The sequence below is a fragment of the Pseudoalteromonas sp. UBA2102 genome (assembly GCF_002331165.1).
Lineage (GTDB): Bacteria > Pseudomonadota > Gammaproteobacteria > Enterobacterales > Alteromonadaceae > Pseudoalteromonas > Pseudoalteromonas atlantica.
On sequence record NZ_DCYU01000051.1, the window covers coordinates 20795 to 43839 of the forward strand.

Genomic DNA, 23045 nt, shown 5'->3' on the forward strand with positions numbered 1-23045 from the left:
AGCTTATCTATCAACAGCGCTAAAAACCTTACTATTGAAGATGGCTCAGGCGATATAACCCTTGAAAACATCACGGGCAACTTAGCGCTTACCGATGGCTCTGGCAGCGTAAATATTAATAATGTTAGCGGCAACGCAGAAGTTGATGATGGTTCGGGCGATATGCGTATTAGTAATGTGCGCGGCACCTTAACTGTTGAAGACGGCTCAGGCAGCATGGCCATTAATAACATTAATGGCGCAGTTGATGTAGACGATAACTCTGGCGATTTAGTCATTGAGCACGTGCAAGCAAGCGTAACCATTGAAGATGGTTCGGGCGACATTCGTGTAAACCACGCTATGGGGCTTACCATTACCGAGTCGGGCTCAGGCGATGTAAGCATTGATAACATTAACGGCCCTGTAAAAGTAGCCGATTAATTATGACTAAATGATCCATTTTCAGCCACATGACCCATTGTATTTTTAAAGCCACTAAGCCATGCTAAAAGCCTTGATACTATTAGGATATACGCGTGTTAGAAATAGCTTTAATTTACTTAGCGGCGGCCATAGTGGCTGTACCTATTGCCAAGCGAGTGGGACTTGGCTCGGTACTTGGTTATTTAATTGCGGGCATACTAATTGGCCCTTACGCCCTGGGTATTGTGGGGGATCAAACAGATGTAATGCACTTTGCCGAATTTGGTGTAGTGATGATGCTGTTTTTGGTTGGCCTTGAGCTACAACCAGCCCGTTTATGGAAGCTTCGCCATTCAATTTTAGGGCTTGGCGGCTTACAGGTCGTACTTACCGCCGCGGCTATTTTTGCGTTTTGTTATTGGGTTTTTACCATGCATTGGCAAACCGCCCTCGCCATTGGCTTAATGCTGGCGCTGTCATCCACCGCTATTGTACTGCAAAGCCTTGAAGAAAAAGGCTGGCTAAAGCAAGAAGCTGGGCAAAATGCATTCTCGGTTTTATTATTTCAAGACATCGCCATTATTCCTATTTTAGCGCTCCTACCACTACTGGCTTTTGCGCCGCAAAGTAGCTCAAAAGACATTAGCGACTCCATTATTGCAAGCTGGCCGGTATGGCAACAAGTTGGCGTATCGGTAGCGGTTATCGCCGCTATTATTGCCGGCGGTAAATATGTGTCGGCGCCGTTATTTAGATACATAGCGCAAACCCACATGCGTGAAATATTTACTATTTTTGCGCTATTTTTAGTGGTGGCTATTGCCCTTGTAATGCAAAGTATTGGCTTATCACCGGCACTCGGTACATTTTTAGCCGGTGTAGTCCTTGCCGAAAGCGAGTTTAGACACGAGCTAGAAGCCGATATAGAGCCCTTTAAAGGCCTACTGTTAGGGCTGTTTTTTATCACTGTTGGCGCATCAATCAACTTTGAATTATTAGCGGATGAATTTACAACCGTTATTGCACTCGTTGCGCTGCTTATTGTAGTAAAAGCCTGCATTTTATTTGCCCTTGCCATCACCTTTAATATTAGTAAAAAGCAGCGTTTGCTGTTTGCACTAGCGCTGGCACAAGGCGGCGAATTTGCTTTTGTACTTTTAAGTGTAACCACTACATTAAGCATATTAACGCCAGAGCAAACAAGCCTCGTGACGTTAGTAGTGGCTGTTTCAATGTTGGTTGCGCCACTGTTATTAATGGCTTACGAGCAGCTACAAAAACGCACCAGTAACAGTGCGCCCGAGTTCGACAAGCCCGAGCAAATTAGCAGTGCTAAACACGTTATAATTGCAGGCTATGGTCGCTTTGGGCAAATTATGGGGCGCTTATTACACGCCCAAGGCTACGAAATTACTGTACTTGATCACAGCCCAAGCCAAATAGAACTTCTACGCCGCTTTGGCAATACCGTATTTTATGGTGATGCTGCCCGCCAAGAGCTGCTAGAAGCCGCAGGCGCGCACACCGCACAAATGCTAATTGTAGCAATAGACGATGCAGACAAAACCCTCGAGATTATTAAGCTTGCACATAAAAACTACCCGCAGCTCAAAATTGTTGCCCGCGCTATCGACCGCCGCCACGCCTATCAATTACTTAATTTAAAAGTAGATGCCTTTAACCGCGAAACGGTCGACTCGGCCATTAACTTAGCGGTAGATGCACTAGAGCTGTTAGGTAACAACAAGGAAGATGCCCAGCGCGCCGGAAAACTATTTAGAGACCACGACCGCGCTGCCGTATTGCAACTAGCCGAACTGTGGGGCGACGACGCCAGCTACGGCGTAGCCGTGCGACAACGTATGGAAGATTTGAAACAAGTACTGCAACAAGACAAGCAGGCACAAAGTGATTTAAATACCTGCGACAGCGGCGACTGTGAAGACGGCCTAACAGAACTCGCTGATAGGCCTAAAAAGCCTGATGATACTCATATTGAGTAGTGTCAGGCATTATATAATGCTCTTGCTATAATTACTCAGCACTTATTTCCTTGAGTATAGCGCGTGCTGCATTTTTTCCATTTAAAGCAAAGCCAACTTTATGCCCACTTTTATCTTGAAGAATTAGCAGGTTCGAATCCGTCCACATATCGCGAACCACCTTATCATCTGAGACGGCATCAAGCTCTTTAGCTAGAAGTTTATATCTGATGTTATACTCATAACCTCTAAAATCCCACTCAGCCATGTATGCTCCATTGTCTGTAATGAAAAAAACACCCCATTGCTGCAACTCTTTATTTTCATACATAGTTGTCCACTCTTTAAAGTGCACTTTTTCTGAGCCATCTTTTACTGTATCTAAAATTACAGGCTCAAAAGCAGACGTATTCATTGGCCCCATTGCAGTTTGCATTGGCCCAGGAGAAGCGCAGCCGCCAATAGTTAATAGGCTAGAGATTAGTAAAATAGATCTTTTATTTAGCATCCTAAATATCCTTTTAGTAAACGAAAATTCAAGTTTTTTAAATGAACTAAATTTAAGTCGTTATAATGGAATACAAATTAATCAAGCATATATTTTAGCTTATTTATATCTAGCTATGCATAGCTATGAATTAATTGTTTGTACCTTGTATCTTTACCTAAGCTAGATAGTTGATCTCCAGAAGCTTGGCCTATTGCTTGTATTGCTTGCTGTGAAACCTGATTAGTAGTTCTTGAAAATAAATAATTTGCTAACGCTTTATAATTTGTGCCACATGGAGTTAAAGTAAGACGTGAGGAAAACTCTCGGTCTTCAAGTAAAGATACAAACTCTTTAATTTCCAGCTCTCCAAACTTTTGCAGCATGCTGTCATAGTATGAAACGGACATACTTGATATTCCATACCCATTCCCTATCTTTGCCATTACAACGGTTTTTACATAATTTTTTCGAACTGAATCTGGAATAGCTCCAGTAGATGAAACATAAGAATCGAGTACTCGAGCATGTGCCGATTCATTGATAAAGTTATTAAAGCCGATATGAGCAGTATATAAATTATTAATTTTTTCTGATAATTCAACAGCTAAAGTATCACTTGGTAAAAAAGGTAGCCCACTTACTAAAGTTAAAAATTCACGAGCGGTGTCTCTTCTTTCTATTTCAGCGTTGGATGCAAATGTCGCATATTTAAAGCCGCATTCATATTTAACTTCGTCAGGGCTTATATTCCATGCTTTAACACATACGAGCTTTATGTTGCTTTTTAGTTGTATACTTGCACCTTTCGCAGTATACATACCAAATAATGTGCGAAGTAATGAAGTACCCAAATCAGAAGGGAGGCGTTCTATTCCTGCATTGATTGGTTGAGCATCAATAGTGCTAAGATTATTATTTCTAATGCACCCTAGAAACCTTTTTACTTCAATCACGGGTCCCTCAGGTTCTTTGCCAATTACTTCTTTAATACATGTTTCTAACCAAGATATTAGTTGAAAGCCAGTTAAATCATTTTGATTTGGGTGAGCAGCGCTCGCCCAGTTTCTCATATCACGAATATAGTCTAAATGTTTGAAACCAATGTCTGATAGTATTCCTGTTAAATGACAACCTCTAACAAGCTCCCATTCATCAAGTTTGGTTAAATCATCTTCACCATTGATTTTTTTTCTTCTATTTTCATCAGTCACAACACTGTCATAAAAGTACTCTAGGTCAAACTGGATCACTTTCTTGCGAAGACTAAGAACTGTTTCATCCCAAATAAAATTTAGAGCAGCATCAAAAAGCCCAGCCCCACATGCTGCAATAAATTTTGATAAGTAAATCGAGGAGCTTCTTTGCCTTGAATCTACTAAGTTAATTACTTCGGGAAGGTTATTTATAACACGTGATCTTTCTGGTACAGGTACCAGTACGTTATGATTCGGGAGCCCAAGCTCAGTTAGATATGTAGATAATCCAGTTGAAAATTGATCTACTCCAATAGTTACCTGGCTTTGTGAGGTTACAATTATTCCATTACTCATCTAAGTTTATTCCTTGCGAGTGTTATTCAAAAATAACAGTTTTATCAAAGGGCATTTCCTTATTTTCACAAAGACGTCCCTATTTGTGCGAAGCTCTATTTGTATCAAATAGATTAAATATTTACCAATTTTAAATAATTTTCTTTCGGTAGGTTCTTTCAGAAATAAGGGAGGGCAGTTTGATTGGCTCGCATCTGGGGTAGTAATTTAAAGTAACGTGTTCTTCATTTAAATTTGTTGCCTATAACTGACTCTGTATTAGAGTTTAAACTAAGCCCCAATAGAGCAAGTCAGTTATGGGCTATAATAATCTAAAGCCTAATGGTGGTGCCCACCTTGAATCGCTTTACCTTGCTGATTATAAAACCCCGTTGCGCCGTGTTCTATAAAGCCTAGGTTGATCATTTTTGCTAAAAACGGGTCGTTTTCGTTATCGCCTATGTCGGCGTAGTCGGTGGTTTGAAAGCGATCCCACTTGGCAAACTGTGCGGTTATTTCTGCTTTATTGCTGTTTACATCGTTAAGGCTTAGCAAAGTATGGGTATCGCTTTTTTTATTGGTTACGCTAAAGCTTTTAACCAAGTTTGATTTGGTAAATAAAGCGAGTTTAAATTGGTTGTCGCCCTCAGAAAGTGTGTAGTTTTTTACTTCATCGCAGCCGTTGCCTTGGGTGTTAACTAGGGTCATTTTTTCGATTAAATGCGTATCCACCAGCTGACTTTTAGCGCTCCAACTTTGTACACCGCGTACCTCAGATGGCTGATACTCAATACCGCGTTGCTGAGCATTAAAATAACGAATTGGGCGAATTTGCTTGTTAGCTAAGTGCTGCCAAAGCTCAGTAATTACCTCACGCTGATGCGCAACTTGTGAGTTGTTTCGCCAAAGCGTAAGTGATTGCGTGCTTTGCTCGTTTTTATGAGTATTGGTAATTTTATAGTCGGCTTTTAAATGCGCGCTATCAATATTACATTGCTGCGCTAGGGTGCTGGTACTGGCAAGTGTTGCCATTAAAAATAATGCTAGTTTCATTAAATTATCTCTTATTTAAACGTCACTGTAATAGGCATTACCATACCCATTTACAGTGGCATTTTTATGACATAAAAAAACAACTCGCACAGCGTACGAGTTGTTTTTAAATACCTCATTTTTAATACGTACTTTATGTGCTGAGCGTACGTAGTAAATTACTTATGGCGTTACTTTTTCATCAGCGGTAGTTACTAAGTCTGCCGCAAAGTCCATTACATGGAATAAAAAGCTTTGCTCGTTAGTGCCTGTAACTAAGTGAGCGCCTGGGCCCATTGCGTATACGCCAACATCTTCACCTGCGTGAGTTTCTGAGCCAAGTGGTACAAGCGCCTCTTGGTGAAAGCCCGCTGAAGTTGTATCAACATCGGTTAAATCTACACGTCCTGTAACAGGTGCAAATGCATAACCTGCATCGGCATCGGTTTCATCGCCTAAATCTCTAAAGCCGCCACCGTTGGTGTAGCCAACTGTGGTATATGGCATATCGTCGGCAGCTAGGCTTGGCTCGGTTTCACCTACGGCAACAACTTTACCTAATATTGGGTTACCACGTTTAGGGTAGCCTGCAATAGTAAATACGTGGCTGTGATCGGCAGTTACTACTATTAGCGTTTCTTCTGGGTTAGTGTTTTTCATTGCCACTTGCACAGCTTTTGCAAACTCTACTGTGTCGTTTAGGGCATTGTAGGCATTACCCGCATGGTGCGCGTGGTCAATACGCCCTGCTTCTACCGATAAGAAAAAGCCATTGTCGTTGTTATCTAGTACGTTAATTGCTTTTTCGGTCATTTCGCTAAGCGAAGGCTCGCCCGCTACATCGTTTGCGCGGTCGGCTTCGTATTGCATGTGCGATTCGTTAAATAAACCAAATACTTTAGTGGCATCGTCGCTAATTGCATCAAAACCAGTTTGGTCCATAACGTAAGTGCCGCTTGGGTAAGTTGTTTGCCACTCGGTTACTAGGTTGCGGCCATCAGTACGGTCGCCTTCTACTGCGCTTACTGCATCGGCTGAGTTTGCTGCTTCATCTTTTGGTAAAAAGTGACGACGTCCACCACCCATTACAACATCAATGCCATCTACATCAATACCCGCATAACGCGACTCTAGGTTGGCTTCAAAGTTTACTAGTTGCGATGCAATATCTTCACAGGCTTCTGTGCCCTCTGGCATATCAGAGTTATCTTCCCAGTTACGGTCAGCCGATTTAGCATACGTTGCTGCAGGTGTTGCATGGGTAATACGTGCGGTTGAAATAAGACCTGTTGCTTTACCGGCTATTTCAGCAAGCTCTAACGAGGTAACTAGTTCGTTGCCTGTTACCGTGGCACAGTCGCCGCGTTCAATGTCTTCATCTACACCAATTACGCCCACATCGGTTTTAACACCTGATACCATTGCCGTCATTGTGCCTGCAGAATCCGGCGTTTGTGCATCTACGTTGTAAGTTTTAACAAAACCTGAGTACGGCATTTTTTCAAAGCTTAACTGGTAGTCTTCACCTAAACCGCCTTCAAGCTGGCCTGCTAAAATACGTGCAGCTGTTACGGTAGAAATACCCATGCCGTCGCCAACAAATAATATAACGTTTTTCGCTTTGCCAGATTCAGTAACCACTTCGCTATTAGCTTGCTGTGTTGCCGCAAGCTTTGTTTGTGCATCGCCATACCATGCGTTAGTCGTTAGGGTGGCAAGTTGCTCGCTGGTAAGTGACGTAGCAGGTGCATTACACACTAAGTTAGAAGAGGTAACTTCGTCGCTATCTAGTACGCCGTTGCCGTTTGTATCTACGCCAGTTTGGGTTTCTACGCCGCCATTAACACATTGTTCAGATCCTACTGCAATGGTGTTATCTACCGCGAGAATATTATTTTCGTCTTTGTCGTCGTCACTACAACCTGCTAGCGCGACCATTACTGCTAAAGAAAGTACTGTTAATTTGTTCATGTTAGCCGCCATTATTGCTGAGTTAGTTCAAGAGCTTGATTAATTAAATGAAATACAACGTTTTGCTCAATTACGCCTTGAGCTAGCTGTGCACCTGGGCCTTTTGCATGCAGCGAAATATCTTCACCGGCATGGGTTTCTGAGCCAAGAGGGACAGTGGTTTCTTGGTGAAAGCCAACATTGGTAGTATCAACACCACTAAGCTCTACACGTCCAGCAACTGGGCCAGTTGTATACGCTGCATCGGCATCTGTTTCATCAACTAAGTTTCTAAACCCTAAACCATTTGCATAGCCTACTGTGGTGTAAGGCATATCGTCGGCAGCAAGGCTTGGTGTGGTTTCGCCTACGGCAACTACTTGGCCTAAAATTGGGTTACCGCGTTTAGGGTAGCCAGCAATAGTAAATACGTGGCTGTGATCGGCGGTTACTAAAATAAGGGTTTCTTCTGGGTTGGTATTATCTACCGCAGCTTGCACGGCTTTAGCAAATTCAATGGTGTCGTTAAGTGCGTTGTAGGCATTACCCGCATGGTGTGCGTGGTCAATACGGCCCGACTCAACGGTTAAGAAAAAGCCGTTTTCGTTTTTACCTAATACATCAATTGCTTTGCTAGTCATTTCGCTCAGCGATGGCTCACCGGCAATATCGTTTGCGCGGTCTGCTTCGTATTGCATGTGCGATTCGTTAAATAAGCCAAACACTTTAGTGGCATCGTCAGCAATGGCATCAAAGCCTGCTTGGTCCATAACATAAGTACCTTGTGGGTATTGTGTTTGCCACTCAGTAACTAAGTTACGCTCATCAGTACGATCGCCCTCTACAGCGCTAAGTGCATCTGCTGAGTTAGCTGCTTCATCTTTTGGTAAAAAGTGACGACGTCCGCCACCCATTACAAAATCAAGACCGTCTACGTCGGTACCTACAAAACGTGCTTCTAGGTTTTTTTCAAAATTAACTAATTGCGAAGCAATGTCTTCACATGCAGTTTCGGTTTCTGGCATGTCTGAGATATCTTCCCAGTTACGGTCTGCCGATTTTGCATAGGTTGCCGCTGGCGTTGCATGGGTAATACGCGCTGTTGAAATAACACCGGTTGCTAGGCCTTTAATTTCAGCAAGTTCTGTTGCTGTTAAAAGCTCATTACCCGATACAGTTGAACACACACCGCGCTCTATGTCTTCGTCTACACCAATAACGCCTACATCGGTTTTAACCCCTGAGATCATCGCGGTCATTGTGCCTGCAGAATCCGGTGTTTGTGCATCTACGTTGTATGTTTTTACTTGTGCTGAGTACGGGAACTCTTCAAAGCTTAAATAACCTTCTTCACCTAAATCGCCCGCTCTTTGTCCTTTTAAGATACGTGCTGCGGTAAGGGTAGATACACCCATGCCATCGCCTACAAATAAAATAACGTTTTTAGCTTTTGTTGTTTGCTGGCTTTGTGCAAGCGCAGTTTTTGTGGCGAGTGTAGTTTGGGCATTTGTATACCAGTCATTGTCTGTTTGGCTTTGTGGTAATACATCGGCATGACTTGCAGCACTTAACATAAACGTTAAGCCAACTGCCGCAGCAACTTTTTTAATTTTCATCCTTTATTATTCCCATTGTGTAGTGGTTATTTTTTGCTTGAAGCGTAAACCTCAAATAAGTAACCGCTGCACTATAGAAAATAGATGTGACCTCTAAGAGTACTTTTAATTAAAAAACAATGACTAAACCATGACAAAATTAAGACACAAAAAAGCGCAGCGGTTAAACGCTGCGCTTAGCACAATTTTCACAGGGATATATTTATAAAATTAAAAACGCGCCTTAAACGATACGCCAAAGTAGCGCTCTGCATCACGCGGAATTTGGTAACGGAAGTTGTCGCCACTGTAGGTGGTTACGTAGCTTTCATCGGTTAAGTTTTTAGCAATAAGCGATACTCTAAATGCATCATCTTTAAACGATAAACCCACACTTGCGTTTAAAATACCGTAATCTGGCAGTAACGCTGCTGGGTTAAACTCGCCTACATTGTTTGGTAGGTCTGAGTATTGCTCGTCGGTGTAAATGTAAGAGCCGTTAATATGAATATTAAAGTCGTGCTCTGTTTCAATAAAGTAATCAGCACTTAGTGAGTACTTTAAATCTGGCGAAAACGGGACATCTAAGCCAGAGCGATCAGTACATGAGCCTGCTTCTACCTCTGCCGGACAATTAAACTCGTCAATTTCGGCCTGAATGTACGCAATACCACCAGTTAAAGTAAGTGAATCGGTAGCCGCCCACATAAAGTCAACCTCAGCACCTTGTGTACTTACATCGCCGGCATTGGTTAAACGGGTAATACATGTGCCGTCTGAACAGTCAAAGTTATTGGCTTGAAAGCCTTCAATTTCGGTTCTAAATACAGCAAAGTTAAATACAAAATCGCGGCTTGCGTATTTGTAGCCTAACTCGTATGCGTCTGACTCTTCTGGCGATATTTCGCGGCTATCGTTATCTGGATTAAAGTTGTAGTACACGTTAAAACCAGGGCCTTTATAGCCTTGCGAGTAAGTACCGTAAACCATTTGGCCATCGCCTAGGTCGTATTGCATACCTAAACGACCCGACACGTTGGTTTCTTCTGCACTGCCTGATTCGTCAGTATTTAGTGCTGCTGAGCGTACACCTACACCGGTGCGACCAAATTCGTCATTGCTTACGCGGCGGTGTGTGTACGACACTTCATCGTCGGTATAACGAATACCAAACAGTACACGTAAGTCTTCAGATAAATCGTAAGTACCATCGGCAAAGGCTGCCCAGTTGTTAAACTCGGTACTCATGTACGCGGTTGCCGATACAATATCGTTAGCATTACAGCTTACACCTAAGCTTTGTGTGTAGCCGTCTAAGTCGGCCAATGCGGCATCAAGCTCTGCACCGGTTAAGTTATTTTGTGCGTAATACGCCATTGCAGCGTCTAGTTGGCCACCGTTATTTTGACAACTCGCGTCACGGGTAAAGTTACGTTGCGAGTCCATGTTCCAGTAAAATAAGCCAGCCACATAGTTAAACGGACCCGCTAGGTTTGAAGTAACTCTAAATTCTTGCGAAAACTGATCCCACTGCTGAGCTCCTAAATCGTGTAATTGAAATGGCGCACCAAATACCGGTTCGTTACTGTCGCCGGCAATTGAGGTAAAGTCGCCTTCGCGGTATTCAGTGTTATCCCACGAGCGCTGCGCAGTAATAGAGGTGTATGTGTAGTCGCCAATAGTTTTATCAACCTGTACCGAAAACGCGCTATGTTTGTCAATGGTGCGCGACTCATAGTCGTGATCAACTTTGCGCTGGTCTAGGTCAATATCGGCCACACCATCAACAATACCGTTGCTGTTAGGGGCTGCGTCTGAATCTGGGTTACGGCCACTTGGCAGGGCTTCTAAATCGGCACAACAGTCGTCGTCGGCGTTATAAAATTCGGCAATAAATTTTACGTTTAAATCATCGCTTGGCTCGTATTTAAATACAGCACGTGCGCCTTCACGGTCGTAACCGTTTACTTTTTCGTTGTTGTAAACGTTATCAATGTAGCCATCAAACTTACCTTTAAACACGGTTAAGCTTGCTGCCAAGTCGTCGGTTAAGCCGCCGCTTACCACGCCTTTAAAGCGGTATTCGTTGTCTTGATAAAACGAGGTTTCTACGCTGCCGGTGGTATCGTACGAAGGATCTTTGGTTGTAATGTTTACCACACCCGCCGAAGCATTTTTACCAAATAGTGTACCTTGTGGGCCGCGCAGTACTTCAATGCGAGATACATCGTATAAATCGGCAAAGGCTTGACCAGAGCGACCAAGTACCACGCCATCAACCACGGTTGCCACACTTGGCTCAGCAGCAATACTAAACGAAATAGTACCAATACCTCGCACTGTTAGCGCTGAGTTACGGGTTGTGGTGCCTTTTCTAAAACTGACCGAAGGCACAAGTGACTGCAGGCCTTCCATGTTATTAGCAAACGCCGAATCAATCTGGTCGCTATTAAGCACAGACACCGCAAGCGGTACTTCGTTTAGGCTTTGTGTTCGTTTTTGTGAGGTAACAACAATTTTTTCAAACTGGTCGTTATTGTTTTGCTCTGCTTGTTGTTCAGTTTGCTCTTGCTGCGCATGTGCTTGCGTGCTTAGTGCTAAACCCGTTGTCATTGCTAACGTGACTGCCAAGCTTAAGACGGACTTTTTAGCTCTCATGTCATTCTCCAAATTGTGCGTGTGTGCTGTTAAATTACCGCGCTAGCAAGTGTGTGGGTTGCTAAAAAGCGGTGCCAGAGTGTTGTAGTTATTTTCCTTATATCTCTTATGTCTTATATAAGAGATATAAACTTAAACAAACTTATGTTCTATTGCAAACATTATGTGAATAAAATGTGATTTAAAATTTGTATAAAGAATATAACGGCGCATTATGTCACCTTAGCAACGCCAATATGCGCCAAGCTGCTTTGGTAACGCTTATGCCATCGGCGTACGCTCCACCAGCTAAGCAAAAAGGCGCTAGTCCAAACAGCAATTAAGCTTGGTACAAAGTACATGCTGGTGCCACCCACCAATCCAAGCGGAGAAAACAGTATGTACAAGCTTATAATTAAGCTTACTAATACAATCGCGCAAGGCAGTGCGTATTTCCACGGGCTTAGGTTTACCTCGGCTTTGCGGGTAAAGTTCCATGGTGTGGCAAGAGGTTTGTAGTAGCCAATACCTAACATAATGGCCAGCTCAATAAAGAATAATATGGCGTAAATATGGATAAAGTTAATATCTACATCCCACACAAATTTAAGCAAAGTATAGGCAATAACATGAAAAACAATAGCCACTTTAGCGCCCAGTGCAGGCACTTTGCGAGTAAATAACCCCACGAGCACAATTGTGATGACCGGAATGTTGTAAAATCCGGTAAATACACGAATGATGTGCCATAAACCTTCTGGCGCAAACATCAGTAATGGCGCGGTAATAAACGATAAAACAGCAATTACAATACTGGTAATTTTGGCCACTTTAATCAGCTTTTCGTCGCTTACTTTGTCTTTTTTCATGGGTTTGTATACATCTAAACAAAACAACGTGGCGGCACTATTTAACAGCGAATTAAACGAGCTAAATACCGCACCTAGTAGCACCGCTAAAAAGAACCCAGATAAGTACTGAGGCAGTACATCTTTAACTAAATGTGGGTAAGCTAAATCTATGGTTTGTAAGCTTTCGTGCTTATAAAGGTGATACGCAATTACGCCTGGGATCATCATCATAAAGGGTACTAGCACTTTAAAGTACCCTGAAAACAACACGCCCTTTTGGCCTTCTACTAAGTTTTTAGCGCCTAGTGTACGCTGGATCACGTACTGATTGGTGCCCCAATAAAATAAATTAGCGAGGATCATACCGGTAAAAATGGTGCCAAATGGCACGGGATCGTCACTGCTACCAATGGCGTTAAGCTTTTCGGTATCAGTGTTTACCAATGTGCTTAGGCCATCGGCAAAGTTGCCATCGCCAAGGGCAATAAGGCCAAGGGTAGGCACTAAAATACCAATAATTAATAACCCAACACCGTTAATGGTATCTGATACGGCAACCGCCTTTAAACCGCCGAATACCGCGTAAATAGCGCCCACGGAGCCCACAATAATAATGGTGACAATTAGGCTTGCTTGATAGCTTAAGTTTAATAAGGTGGGCACATCAAACAACCTAAGAACGGCGATTGATCCTGAGTACAAAACAGAAGGGATCGTTATAAAACAATACCCTACCATAAATAAGATCACCGTCATACGGCGTACGGTATCGTCAAAACGATCCCGTAAAAATTCAGGCAAGGTAGAAAACGCGCCGGCTAAATACCGTGGTAAAAAGATCAGCGCCATTATAATGGTTGATATCCCAGCTGTTACTTCCCACGCCATTGAACTTAGGTTGTAACCATACGCTGAGCCATTTAGGCCAATAAGTTGCTCGGCCGATAAGTTAGTGAGGATCATCGACCCCGCTATAAATGTACCTGTTAAACCACGCCCCGCTAAAAAGTAGCCGTCTTGGGTGTTAACTTCCCCTTTGGTTTTTTGGTACGAGATATATCCTACCAGCGCCATAAACGCCAAGCACGATAGCAGTGTCATGGTAATGTTCATACCTTCCATCTTACGCCCCTTTTAGCTTACTTTACTCGGTAAAAAGTAAGCTAATATCTTTATTATTGTGTGTGTTACGTGTGTTGTGTGTGTTTGCTATTAACCGAGTTTTATTTTGGCCATGCTGTTAGCTGGCTCATGTCTTGTTCTGTGTGTTGAACCTCTGGGCCTAGCATGAGCGTATCGCCTTTACGAACAAATACGGCCATTTGTGTAAGCTCAAGTGTTTCTTCGTAATACTTGCCGCCTTGGTACGCCTGCCCATCAGGGAATCGCACCCACTCGCCTTGTGGTAAATAAAATTTAACTTTACCGTTTGGTACAACACATGGCACCACAAGGAGTTTTTCGCCGCACATAAATTGCTGATCAAAATTATGTGCCAGTACGTCATCAGGAAACGCCAATGCCATAGCACGCTGAATAGGAAGCCCTGTTTGCTGCGCTTGCTCTGCACATTCTTGTAAGTACGGAATTAACTGATAGCGTAATTTAAGCGCTGCAAATACTGCGTCACTTGCTTGCTCGGTGTATGACCACGGTTCGCGTGGGCCAATGCCATGTAAACGCATGTGCGCACTAAATACCGATGCCTGCGCCCAACGTACATAAAGCTCTGCATCGCGGGTGTCTTTGTAAAATCCGCCAATATCGGTTGCAAAAAATGGCCCGCCCGACATGCCCCACGCTAAGCTGCCGCGAATGCTCGCCGCTAAACCTTGCCAATCGGCTTGTGGGTCGCCGCCCCATTGTGCTGGGAAACGTTGGCTGCCTGTCCATGCAGATCGGCTAAACAAAAATGGCCCTGTTTTACAGTACTTTTCGGCGGCTTCATAAACGCAGCGGTTGTACAGCATGCTATAAACATTATGTAGTCTAATGCCGCTGTCGCCACTGTGCGATACCATGTTTTCGTCTTCTAGCTGTTCGCCAAAGTCTGCTTTTATCATATCAACGCCAAGCTCAAACAATGGCTTGTGCGACTCCAGCCAGTATTCGTAAGCATCGGGATGAGTAAAATCTAAAATACCCGACTCTGGTAATGGCGTAAGTACTTCGCCAAAGGGGCTTAAATCCCACTCGTATTGATACGCTTTACCTGTGCGTTTGTCTTTTATTAGCCAGCCGTTCTCGGCCGCTTTAGCAAATAATGGGTTGTTTACCGAGATCATTGGGTATTCCCACACGCAAATTTTAAAATCCATGGCTTTTAGTTCATCAAGCACAGGTTTTGGGTCGGCGTAACGTGTTGGGTCCCATTCAAAGGCAAAGCGGGTGTCGGTGTCTTGCCATGCGCGGCCATCAAGGGTAATTACATCGCACGGCATGTTTTTAGCGCGTACTTCGCGGGCGACACTTAATAGCTCGTCGGCATCTTTGTAGTACGCTTTTGATAAAATAACACCAAAACTCCACTGCGGTGGCACCGGTGCAAAACCAGTTAGCTCGCAGTAGCGATTTATACTTTGTGCAGGCGTTTGCTCTTGGTATAAAAATACATCTAGCGCGTCGTCTTCTACTAAACACACATAAGCACGTTGCGACCAAAGTGCGTAACCTACGCCATGTGTAACGGGCGCCGGCGTGTGTACAAATAAATTCCAGCCCTCTGGGCTCCAAGCGTATGGCGTATTTTTATAAGACTTTTCGGCGTTTACGCCCAGTGCATCGTGGTTGTATGAGCGAATAAGCTGGCCGCGTTTATCAAGCTTGCCCCATTTTTCGCCAAGGCCGTAAACGGCTTCGTCGTAATTAAGCTCTAGACTTAAAATCCAGCCGTTATCGGTTTTGGCCAGTGGCGGTAAACGGTGCTGGCGCACAAAATGGCCATCAGTTGCTGATTGCTGTACTAATTTATCGTTTTTATAAAGCTTAAAGTAAAAAGGGTCGCTGTAAAATTCTAAGCGGTACTCACCGGCGGTGGCTGCAAAGCCTTGGTCTAATTTATTAAGTGATAGCGGTAAGTTTGAAGGGGTGGTGGTTAATATTTTAAACGTCTCGTCATGCGTGGAGCCCGCATTTAAACGTAAACCAAACTGGCTGATGGTAACGCTGACCTCGCCAAATTGAGTTGGTAAAACTAGCACATGGCCTTGTAATTTAGGCTCTGCAGTTAAGCGTGCTGGCTCTATTGCGTTCCAGTCTGGCTCACGTAATTCAAATGCATTCATGGGAGTTCCTTAACCAATTATTAGTCTTGTATAAGACACAAGTTAAATAATTGTAATCCCCATGTCAATGTAAATAACCCTAAGATGAATTATTTACATCGTTACTTTTAAAATATGCCCGGTGCCGATGTTGCCACCAGCGAAACGCCGCTTAGGCCAAGCAATGCAATTGCTATTATACGAATCCATTTTGCATCAACGTAAGGCGTTAATTTACGAGCAAATTGCGTTACTAATAATACCAGCGGTATGGCCGCTGCAATTAAAAACATAATGTCGAGCTCGGGTAAGGTGCCAAATAAGGCAATACCAACACGGACTAAGCCGCCAATGGTAAATACCGCAAGTAAGGTGCTACGAATGGCCTCAATAGACCAAGCTTGTTTATAGCACTGAAACACCAGCGGCGGCCCCGACGTTGAAAACAGCCCACCCAGCAAGCCACTTACGCCGCCGGCAATTAAAAACGAGCCACGCCCGCTTTGCTTATTTGCTCTATCACGGCCAATTAGCATTAAGCCACAACATAGCAAAATACTAATGCCTAAAATAAAGTTTAAGAACTGCGTTAAATGCGCCGACATATATTCAAGCAGTATAAAACCTAACAGCATTAGCGGAATACCGGTATACAACATAAGTTTAAGCTCGGGCACTTTTACTGTACTGCGATTTTTAACCACCACAGTGGTTGAGTTAACTAAACCCAATAAACTCACTAAAAAGGTGGTGGCAGTGAGCGGTAAAACATCTAGCAACGTAAAGCTTGCAACCACCAGCAACCCAAAGCCAAACCCGCTAAGCGTTTGCATTATGGTGGCAAGGCTTAGGCACAACGCCATAAGCAAGATGAGTTCTAACGAAATACTGAGCACTTTAAATATCCTACGTGTGCGCTACTGTAGTGTAACGATTTGTTTTTAGGCATAATGTAAAAACAAACTACACAGCAATAGTTCACAATTAATTGAGCTTGCGCAAAACTGCGCAAAAAGTTTCACCTATGATATAAATACAGGTGGATTAAATTTAATGGTAAATAACAATGAGTAACTCTATGTTTGATCACAAATTAAGTGGCCCAAGCTTGGCTTTTCAACCACTTTACTTACAAGTGGCTGATTATATTAAACAGCTCATTGTTGAAAGACGCTGGGTACCTGGCGAAGTATTACCGAGCGAGTTTCGCCTTGCTGAAGAGTTTAACGTAAGCCAAGGCACTGTGCGTAAAGCGCTTAATTTATTAACCGACGATAAAATAGTTACTCGCCGCCAAGGTGTTGGTACGTTTGTATCTGAGCATACCGCGCAAGATGCCCTGTTTAGGTTTTTTCCGCTACAGGCCGACGGTAAAGGCGCCGACCTACCTAAAGCCGAGCTATTGTCGGTTGAGCTTTGCCCGGCACCACGAGATGTTATTGATGCGCTGCAACTTAATAAAAAAGACAAAGTCACTAAGCTTGTACGCAGACGCATTCTCGATAACGAATTTTGTATGAGCGAAACTATATATCTACCACAAAGTTTCTTTCCTGATATACATCAAAGTAGTGATATTCCGCATACATTGTATCATTACTACCAAACCAAATTTAACCAAACCGTGCATAAAACCCAAGACAGCATTAAAGCCGTTTTAGCAGATGAAACCGACGCTAAAATGCTCGCTATTAAAGCCGGTGACCCTTTATTGTTGGTATCGCGCATTACCGAGTCAATCGAAGGTAAACGCATTGAATATCGTTTAAGTAAATGCCGTAGCGATCATTACCACTACCAAATAGAACTTGATTAATTAACCGCGCTTTAGCCGCGAGTAAGTTATATTAGCGCACACTTATTAAATATTTTTTAAAGGCAGCAAACGCTGCCTTTTTGCTGCCTGTAGGTTTTTTAACACCTTTCATTTATTGCCTTGCGGTTAACACAGTGTTGACACTGTTAGATTCGTATAATAACTTATGTCTTATACAAGACCAAAGTCATTATGCAATTTTAACAGGAATTCCCAATGAGTTCATTAAATAACATCCCGCCAGTCGGGTTCGGTTTATGGAAAGTAGCACAAGAAGATTGCGCGCAAACAGTGTACCAAGCTATTAAAGCAGGTTACCGCCATCTTGATTGCGCATCAGACTACGGTAACGAAGAACAAGTAGGCGATGGCATTGCTCAAGCAATAAAAGACGGCCTATGTACCCGCGAAGAATTATGGGTAACATCAAAGCTATGGAATACCTTTCATGCGCCAGAGCATGTAGAGCTAGCCATTGATAAAACCTTGAGCGATTTAAAGCTCGACTACCTCGACTTATACTTAATTCACTTTCCGATTGCGCAAACGTTTGTACCAATCGAAACACGCTACCCACCAGAGTGGTTTGTAGACCCTGATGCACAAAACCCACAAATGGAGCTGGCAAAAGTGCCGCTACACTTAACGTGGCAAGCAATGGAAGAGCAAGTACATAACAACAAAGCAAAACGCATTGGTGTGTGTAACTACTCAAGCGCGCTTATTCACGATTTAATGACCTACGCCACCATTAAACCCGCCATGCTGCAAATTGAGTCGCACCCTTATTTAACGCAAGAGCGCTTAGTAAGGCTTGCCAAACAGTACGACATTCCGGTTACTGCGTTTTCGCCGCTCGGTGCGCTTTCGTACCTTGAGCTTGAAATGGCCGATCAAACTGAGTCGGTGCTTGAGCAAAGCGTAGTAAAAGCTGCGGCGCAAAATCATGGCAAAACACCAGCACAAGTTGTACTGCGCTGGGGTGTGCAACGCGGCACCGCCATTATTCCTAAAACCTCTAAATTTGAACGCATGAAAGAAAACCTCGCGCTGTTCGACTTTGAATTAACAGAGCAAGAAATGGCGCAAATTTCTGCGCTTAATAGCAACCGCCGTTTTAACGACCCTGGGCACTTTTGTGAAGCTGCCTTTAACCGTTTTCACCCTATTTACGATTAGGATAATAAAATGTCAGCTACCGAACTTAACTATGCCCAAGTGCCTACTCAATTAACGTTTGATGACTCGGTTTTTCCGTGCATTGTAGTTAATAACAATAACGCCAGCACCGTTGAAGAAGCGGTAGCTTTTATTCGCGCTAACAAAAGCGAGTTGGCTAAAAAACTACGCAGCTCAGGCGCTGTATTGTTTAGAGGCTTTCCTGTTGATAGCGCCGAAACCTTTGATACGTTTTCAGCAGGGTTTGATTACGACAACTTTACTTACCAAGAGTCACTCTCTAACGCGGTACGTATTAATTTTACCGAGCGTGTATTTACCGCTAACGAAGCACCAAAAGATGTTGAAATTTACCTTCATCACGAAATGGCACAAACACCTATTTCGCCAAGTAAGCTGTTCTTTTTTTGTAAATCAGCAGCTGAGGAAGGCGGCGCGACACCGCTTTGTCGCTCAGATAAATTATTTAGCGCATTAAAGCAGTTTGATAGCCAATTAGCCGATGACTTTGAACAAAAAGGCTTAAAGTACACCACTTACATGCCCGCAGCCGACGATGCTACATCGGGTCAAGGCCGCAGTTGGAAAAGCACCCTAAGTGTTGAAACCAAAGAAGAAGCACACAGCAAACTTACCGAGCTAGGTTACGAGTGGGAATGGCTAGAAGATGGCTCTTTAAAAGCAATTACTCCCGTTTTACCTGCGGTAGTTACCCTTGAAAACGGCGTACAGGTTTTTTATAACCAACTTATTGCCGCTTACATGGGCTGGAAAGGCGTTCGCGAAAATCCATCGGTTGCTATTACCTTTGGCGATGGCAGTGCCATTCCTAAACAAGGGCTTGAAAAAATTGTTGAGCTATCAAAAGAATTTACCTTTGATTTAGCGTGGCAAGATGGCGATGTAGCCTTAGTTGATAACGAAATGGCTATGCATGGCCGCCGCCCATTTACTGGCGAGCGTAAACGCCAAGTGCTTGTTGCACTGACAGCAGCTAACGCCTAATGCAAAGCTTAACCGGTGCACTAAAGGTAAAAGTTTCCCCATTATGGCAAGGGGTCAGCATTGCTGCAATGACTGGCCTTGCTGCCTTATTTTTAAGTGAACACTATGGCGCGCCCGCTATGTTGTTTGCTTTATTATTGGGGATGGCGGTGTCGTTTTTATATCAAAGCGACAGCCCGTGCGCTAAAGGCATAGACTTTACTGGCACCACGGTCTTACGTGTAGGCATTGTATTACTTGGCACCCGTATAGCACTGGGCGATTTGGTTACACTGGGCTGGCAAACAGCGCTAATGTTAGCTGGCGCTATATTTACCACCATTATTTTAGGGGTTGTACTTGCCCGAGTATTTGGGTTACAAAAACGCTTTGGCGCACTCACCGGTGGCTCAGTTGCTATTTGTGGTGCATCGGCAGCACTGGCTATTTCATCTATTATGCCCAACAGCGAGCATAAAGAGCGCGATACCTTACTTACCGTAATTGGCGTAACGGCCATGTCGACCATTGCAATGATTTTATACCCTATTGTGGTTAACTACCTTGAATTTGATGCACATAACGCCGGGGTATTTTTAGGTGGCACCATACACGATGTAGCCCAAGTAGTAGGTGCCGGTTATTCGGTATCGCCCGAAACTGGCGATATAGCAACACTTACCAAACTAGTACGCGTGGCTATGCTGTTGCCTGTAGTACTTATTATGATGGTGGTTATTAATCGCTCAAATAAAGGTAACCATGGCGAGTTGCCAAAAGTACCGGGGTTTTTAATTGGCTTTGTAATTTTAATGATTATAAACAGCACCTTTAACCTACCCGCTATTGTGCTTGAAACCACAAATGAGCTTTCTCGGTTCTTTTTAATTGCCGCCATAGCCGCCATTGGTATGAAAACAAATCTAGGCAAACTCACCGAGGTGGGCTTAAAACCAATAATTATGATTGTTGCCGAAACCATTTGGATAGCACTGTTAATACTTGGCTTTGTATTGTGTAGCTAAGTTGAGTAGCTAAGCATTAAACCTTGAGCGTATTGAGTGGATTGCCTACAATAGCGCATCACTTTTTAATAAAGATTAAAACCATGACCGATTCAACAAAACCAGCATTACCTGATCAGCTTTCTATTAACCCACGTAGCAAGCATTACGTAGAAGAAGTGTTTGAACACGAAATTGGCGTAAGCTTAAATGGCAAAGAACGCTTTGACGTAGAAGAGTACTGCATTAGCGAAGGTTGGATTAAAATTGCCGCGCCTAAAGCGCTAGACCGCCGCGGCCAGCCTTTACTTATGAAAGTAAAAGGTACGGTAGACGTATTTTATAAGTAAGGTTTAGACTACTTAGATAAGCGACTCTCTTACGAGATGTCGCTTTTTTTATGCCTGTAAAAAAGCATTGAGCTTTTTTCATGTTAAAGGTGACGAAGTTTCATTATGAATCTAAAAAAATTATGGTTGAATAGCGCCATATTGTTTAGTTGTATAGAAATCCTTTATGAATAAAGTAACTATTTTAGATGGCGGCATGGGACGCGAGCTTAAACGCATTGGCGCACCATTTACCCAGCCACTGTGGAGTGCACAAGCCCTAATAGAAGCCCCACATTTTGTAACGCAGGCTCACCAAGGTTTTATTAATGCAGGCGCTGAAATAATTACCGTTAATAGTTATGCCTGTGTGCCCTTTCATTTAGGTGAAGCGCTATACCAAGCTCAAGGCGCAGCCCTTGCACAGCAAGCGGCCGTTATTGCAAAAGACGTAGCTCAAAACGCTAAACAAAATGTATTAGTAGCAGGCTCATTACCACCCGCCTTTGGCTCTTATCGCCCTGAACTATTTGAAAGCGAACGCGCTTTTACTATTTTAGATACGCTATACAAGGCGCAAGACGAGCACGTAGATGTATGGATTGGCGAAACCATATCGAGCATTGAAGAAGCGCGCGTTATGGCAAATGTACTTAAAAGCTCAAACAAGCCATGTTATTACGCATTTACCTTAAATGATGTGGTAAGCGAGCAAGCGACACTTCGCTCTGGTGAGCTGGTAAGTGACGCAGTAGCGGCTTTGCTTGAACAAAATGTTACTGGTATTTTCTTTAACTGCTCAATACCTGAGGTTATAGAGCAAGCCTTTAGCGATACCAACGCTGTATTAGCTAAACAAAATAAAAGCGTTGTTTTAGGCGCATTTGCTAATGGCTTTACACCTATCGCAAGCGATTACAAAGCCAACGAAGGCTCACAAGCGTATCGTGATATTTCACCTGCAGAATACCTAGATTTTGCAAAAACGTGGTACAGCCAAGGCGCAAGTGTTATTGGCGGCTGCTGTGGTATAGGTCCAGAGTTCATTGAAGTATTAGTAAACTGGAAACAGGAACTTGAAAGCGCTTAAGCTTTTAGTGCTTTTATAAATATTAGGGCTTAATTGCTGTTGCCTCCCAGCAGCCAATCAAGCCCTTGTATAGCTGTAGTAGGAAATGCCGTTGCATGGCTCGCCCCTTCAACAACAACGCTTTTTAGGTCAATATTTTCACTGCTAAGTGCATTAATTTTTTGCGTTAATAGCTTTGCCCCTGCCACCATATTTTGCCCTTCACCAAAGCTTGGGGTTTCCTTTGCCCCCACCGATATATAAACCTTTGTAGGCACTTTAGGCTTATGTGCTTGTAGCGCTAAAATCGCATTGTTATTAAACCAAACTGATGGGCTGCCAATTATATAATTGTTAAATAAATCGGGCATCGTAAATAAAATAGTCACGCCAAATAAACCGCCTAAAGAATTACCTATATAAGTTTTTTGAGTGCTACTTGCTCGGTAGTTACTTTGTATAAACGGCAATACAGTATTTTTTAAAAACAGCGCGTGGTTTTGCGCGTTACCGGTTTGTTTTTTCCAGCTTTGCGCCTTATTTGGGGTGTAGTCTCTAATTCGACTATTAGACCCTTTAGAGCCTTTTTCGTAGCTAATGGCCACTATAATAGCCTGTTGCATTTTACCGCTATTCATAGGAAACCGTGTAGCACCTGCCACAATAGAGAACGTATACGGTGCATCGGTTAAATAAATAACTGGATATATTTTTTCAGGGTGCTTTTTATATGACTTAGGGAGCTGAATAAAAACAGGATATACCCGATTGGTCATAGGCTCAGTGAGTTCAATAACACTACTTCTAGGGATTTGGTACGGAGTATTTGCGCTTAATTTAAAATACATAAAAGCGCAAAGTAACAGCAAGTTTTTTAAAGCAGTATTCATTAGGGCGTGTTGATCCTTGATGGTTGAATTTGCAGCAGTA

General features: G+C 43.2%; 18 protein-coding genes. 8 read left to right on the forward strand and 10 right to left on the reverse strand.

What is annotated here, in order from left to right; all coding sequences use genetic code 11:
* Positions 1 to 423 (forward strand): DUF4097 family beta strand repeat-containing protein (locus B2R65_RS06195; protein WP_286741681.1); only part of this gene is annotated, 423 nt, incomplete at its 5' end.
* A 95-nt stretch (positions 424 to 518) separates the two neighbouring features.
* On the forward strand, positions 519 to 2408 hold the full coding sequence (locus B2R65_RS06200) for a monovalent cation:proton antiporter-2 (CPA2) family protein (RefSeq protein ID WP_286741682.1): 1890 nt from the start codon (positions 519 to 521) through the stop codon (positions 2406 to 2408).
* Positions 2409 to 2439: 31 nt separating this feature from the next.
* On the opposite strand, the gene B2R65_RS06205 is transcribed toward B2R65_RS06200, so the two are convergent.
* From B2R65_RS06205 to B2R65_RS06245, 9 genes are all read right to left on the reverse strand, one after another.
* Positions 2440 to 2895 (reverse strand): hypothetical protein, encoded by a 456-nt coding sequence (locus tag B2R65_RS06205; RefSeq protein WP_286741683.1) that lies wholly within the window; start codon positions 2893 to 2895, stop codon positions 2440 to 2442.
* Between the two features lie 113 nt (positions 2896 to 3008).
* A complete protein-coding gene (locus tag B2R65_RS06210; protein WP_277053822.1) occupies positions 3009 to 4427 on the reverse strand; it encodes a hypothetical protein in 1419 nt (472 codons plus the stop codon).
* A gap of 318 nt (positions 4428 to 4745) precedes the next feature.
* Entirely contained in the window at positions 4746 to 5459 is a 714-nt protein-coding gene (locus B2R65_RS06215) for a hypothetical protein (RefSeq protein WP_286741684.1), read from the reverse strand.
* A gap of 162 nt (positions 5460 to 5621) precedes the next feature.
* Entirely contained in the window at positions 5622 to 7409 is a 1788-nt protein-coding gene (locus B2R65_RS06220; RefSeq protein ID WP_286741685.1) for an alkaline phosphatase, read from the reverse strand.
* Between the two features lie 11 nt (positions 7410 to 7420).
* Positions 7421 to 9004: an alkaline phosphatase gene (locus tag B2R65_RS06225; RefSeq protein WP_054983876.1), complete on the reverse strand. Its 1584-nt coding sequence runs from the start codon at positions 9002 to 9004 to the stop codon at positions 7421 to 7423.
* 210 nt (positions 9005 to 9214) lie between these two features.
* On the reverse strand, positions 9215 to 11641 hold the full coding sequence (locus tag B2R65_RS06230) for a TonB-dependent receptor (protein ID WP_286741686.1): 2427 nt from the start codon (positions 11639 to 11641) through the stop codon (positions 9215 to 9217).
* A 212-nt stretch (positions 11642 to 11853) separates the two neighbouring features.
* Positions 11854 to 13593 carry a solute:sodium symporter family transporter gene (locus tag B2R65_RS06235; RefSeq protein ID WP_286741687.1) on the reverse strand — a complete coding sequence of 580 codons (1740 nt, stop codon included), beginning with the start codon at positions 13591 to 13593 and terminating at the stop codon, positions 11854 to 11856.
* A gap of 101 nt (positions 13594 to 13694) precedes the next feature.
* A complete protein-coding gene (locus B2R65_RS06240) occupies positions 13695 to 15755 on the reverse strand; it encodes a glycoside hydrolase family 31 protein (RefSeq protein WP_286741688.1) in 2061 nt (686 codons plus the stop codon).
* Between the two features lie 107 nt (positions 15756 to 15862).
* Positions 15863 to 16630, reverse strand: coding sequence for a sulfite exporter TauE/SafE family protein (locus B2R65_RS06245; protein WP_004586028.1), 768 nt, complete (start codon positions 16628 to 16630; stop codon positions 15863 to 15865).
* Positions 16631 to 16800: 170 nt separating this feature from the next.
* On the opposite strand from B2R65_RS06245, the gene B2R65_RS06250 reads away from it, so the two are divergent.
* The 6 genes from B2R65_RS06250 to B2R65_RS06275 all read left to right on the forward strand — a co-directional run bounded on the left by B2R65_RS06250 (position 16801) and on the right by B2R65_RS06275 (position 22136).
* On the forward strand, positions 16801 to 17550 hold the full coding sequence (locus B2R65_RS06250; RefSeq protein ID WP_273606609.1) for a GntR family transcriptional regulator: 750 nt from the start codon (positions 16801 to 16803) through the stop codon (positions 17548 to 17550).
* A gap of 216 nt (positions 17551 to 17766) precedes the next feature.
* Positions 17767 to 18729 (forward strand): aldo/keto reductase, encoded by a 963-nt coding sequence (locus B2R65_RS06255; RefSeq protein ID WP_029773103.1) that lies wholly within the window; start codon positions 17767 to 17769, stop codon positions 18727 to 18729.
* A 9-nt stretch (positions 18730 to 18738) separates the two neighbouring features.
* Entirely contained in the window at positions 18739 to 19734 is a 996-nt protein-coding gene (locus tag B2R65_RS06260; protein ID WP_004586031.1) for a TauD/TfdA family dioxygenase, read from the forward strand.
* Positions 19734 to 20738 carry a YeiH family protein gene (locus tag B2R65_RS06265; RefSeq protein WP_286741689.1) on the forward strand — a complete coding sequence of 335 codons (1005 nt, stop codon included), beginning with the start codon at positions 19734 to 19736 and terminating at the stop codon, positions 20736 to 20738. Before B2R65_RS06260 ends, B2R65_RS06265 begins: the two co-directional genes overlap by 1 nt.
* A gap of 83 nt (positions 20739 to 20821) precedes the next feature.
* Positions 20822 to 21067: a DUF3297 family protein gene (locus B2R65_RS06270; RefSeq protein ID WP_024034014.1), complete on the forward strand. Its 246-nt coding sequence runs from the start codon at positions 20822 to 20824 to the stop codon at positions 21065 to 21067.
* A gap of 166 nt (positions 21068 to 21233) precedes the next feature.
* Positions 21234 to 22136, forward strand: coding sequence for a homocysteine S-methyltransferase family protein (locus tag B2R65_RS06275; RefSeq protein WP_286741690.1), 903 nt, complete (start codon positions 21234 to 21236; stop codon positions 22134 to 22136).
* Between the two features lie 29 nt (positions 22137 to 22165).
* Here B2R65_RS06275 and B2R65_RS06280 read toward each other — a convergent pair whose 3' ends face one another.
* Positions 22166 to 23005, reverse strand: a complete 840-nt coding sequence (locus B2R65_RS06280) for an alpha/beta hydrolase (RefSeq protein WP_286741692.1) — start codon at positions 23003 to 23005, stop codon at positions 22166 to 22168.
* Positions 23006 to 23045: the final 40 nt, after the last annotated feature.

Bases quoted from the DNA above. Each gene is read 5' to 3' on its own strand.
- B2R65_RS06225 (WP_054983876.1), bottom strand. From the start codon at position 9,004: ATGAAAATTAAAAAAGTTGCTGCGGCAGTTGGCTTAACGTTTATGTTA.
- B2R65_RS06205 (WP_286741683.1), bottom strand. From the start codon at position 2,895: ATGCTAAATAAAAGATCTATTTTACTAATCTCTAGCCTATTAACTATT.
- B2R65_RS06260 (WP_004586031.1), top strand. From the start codon at position 18,739: ATGTCAGCTACCGAACTTAACTATGCCCAAGTGCCTACTCAATTAACG.
- B2R65_RS06235 (WP_286741687.1), bottom strand. From the start codon at position 13,593: ATGGAAGGTATGAACATTACCATGACACTGCTATCGTGCTTGGCGTTT.
- B2R65_RS06250 (WP_273606609.1), top strand. From the start codon at position 16,801: ATGAGTAACTCTATGTTTGATCACAAATTAAGTGGCCCAAGCTTGGCT.
- B2R65_RS06265 (WP_286741689.1), top strand. From the start codon at position 19,734: ATGCAAAGCTTAACCGGTGCACTAAAGGTAAAAGTTTCCCCATTATGG.
- B2R65_RS06215 (WP_286741684.1), bottom strand. From the start codon at position 5,459: ATGAAACTAGCATTATTTTTAATGGCAACACTTGCCAGTACCAGCACC.
- B2R65_RS06210 (WP_277053822.1), bottom strand. From the start codon at position 4,427: ATGAGTAATGGAATAATTGTAACCTCACAAAGCCAGGTAACTATTGGA.
- B2R65_RS06255 (WP_029773103.1), top strand. From the start codon at position 17,767: ATGAGTTCATTAAATAACATCCCGCCAGTCGGGTTCGGTTTATGGAAA.
- B2R65_RS06275 (WP_286741690.1), top strand. From the start codon at position 21,234: ATGAATAAAGTAACTATTTTAGATGGCGGCATGGGACGCGAGCTTAAA.
- B2R65_RS06240 (WP_286741688.1), bottom strand. From the start codon at position 15,755: ATGAATGCATTTGAATTACGTGAGCCAGACTGGAACGCAATAGAGCCA.
- B2R65_RS06280 (WP_286741692.1), bottom strand. From the start codon at position 23,005: ATGAATACTGCTTTAAAAAACTTGCTGTTACTTTGCGCTTTTATGTAT.
- B2R65_RS06220 (WP_286741685.1), bottom strand. From the start codon at position 7,409: ATGAACAAATTAACAGTACTTTCTTTAGCAGTAATGGTCGCGCTAGCA.
- B2R65_RS06230 (WP_286741686.1), bottom strand. From the start codon at position 11,641: ATGAGAGCTAAAAAGTCCGTCTTAAGCTTGGCAGTCACGTTAGCAATG.
- B2R65_RS06270 (WP_024034014.1), top strand. From the start codon at position 20,822: ATGACCGATTCAACAAAACCAGCATTACCTGATCAGCTTTCTATTAAC.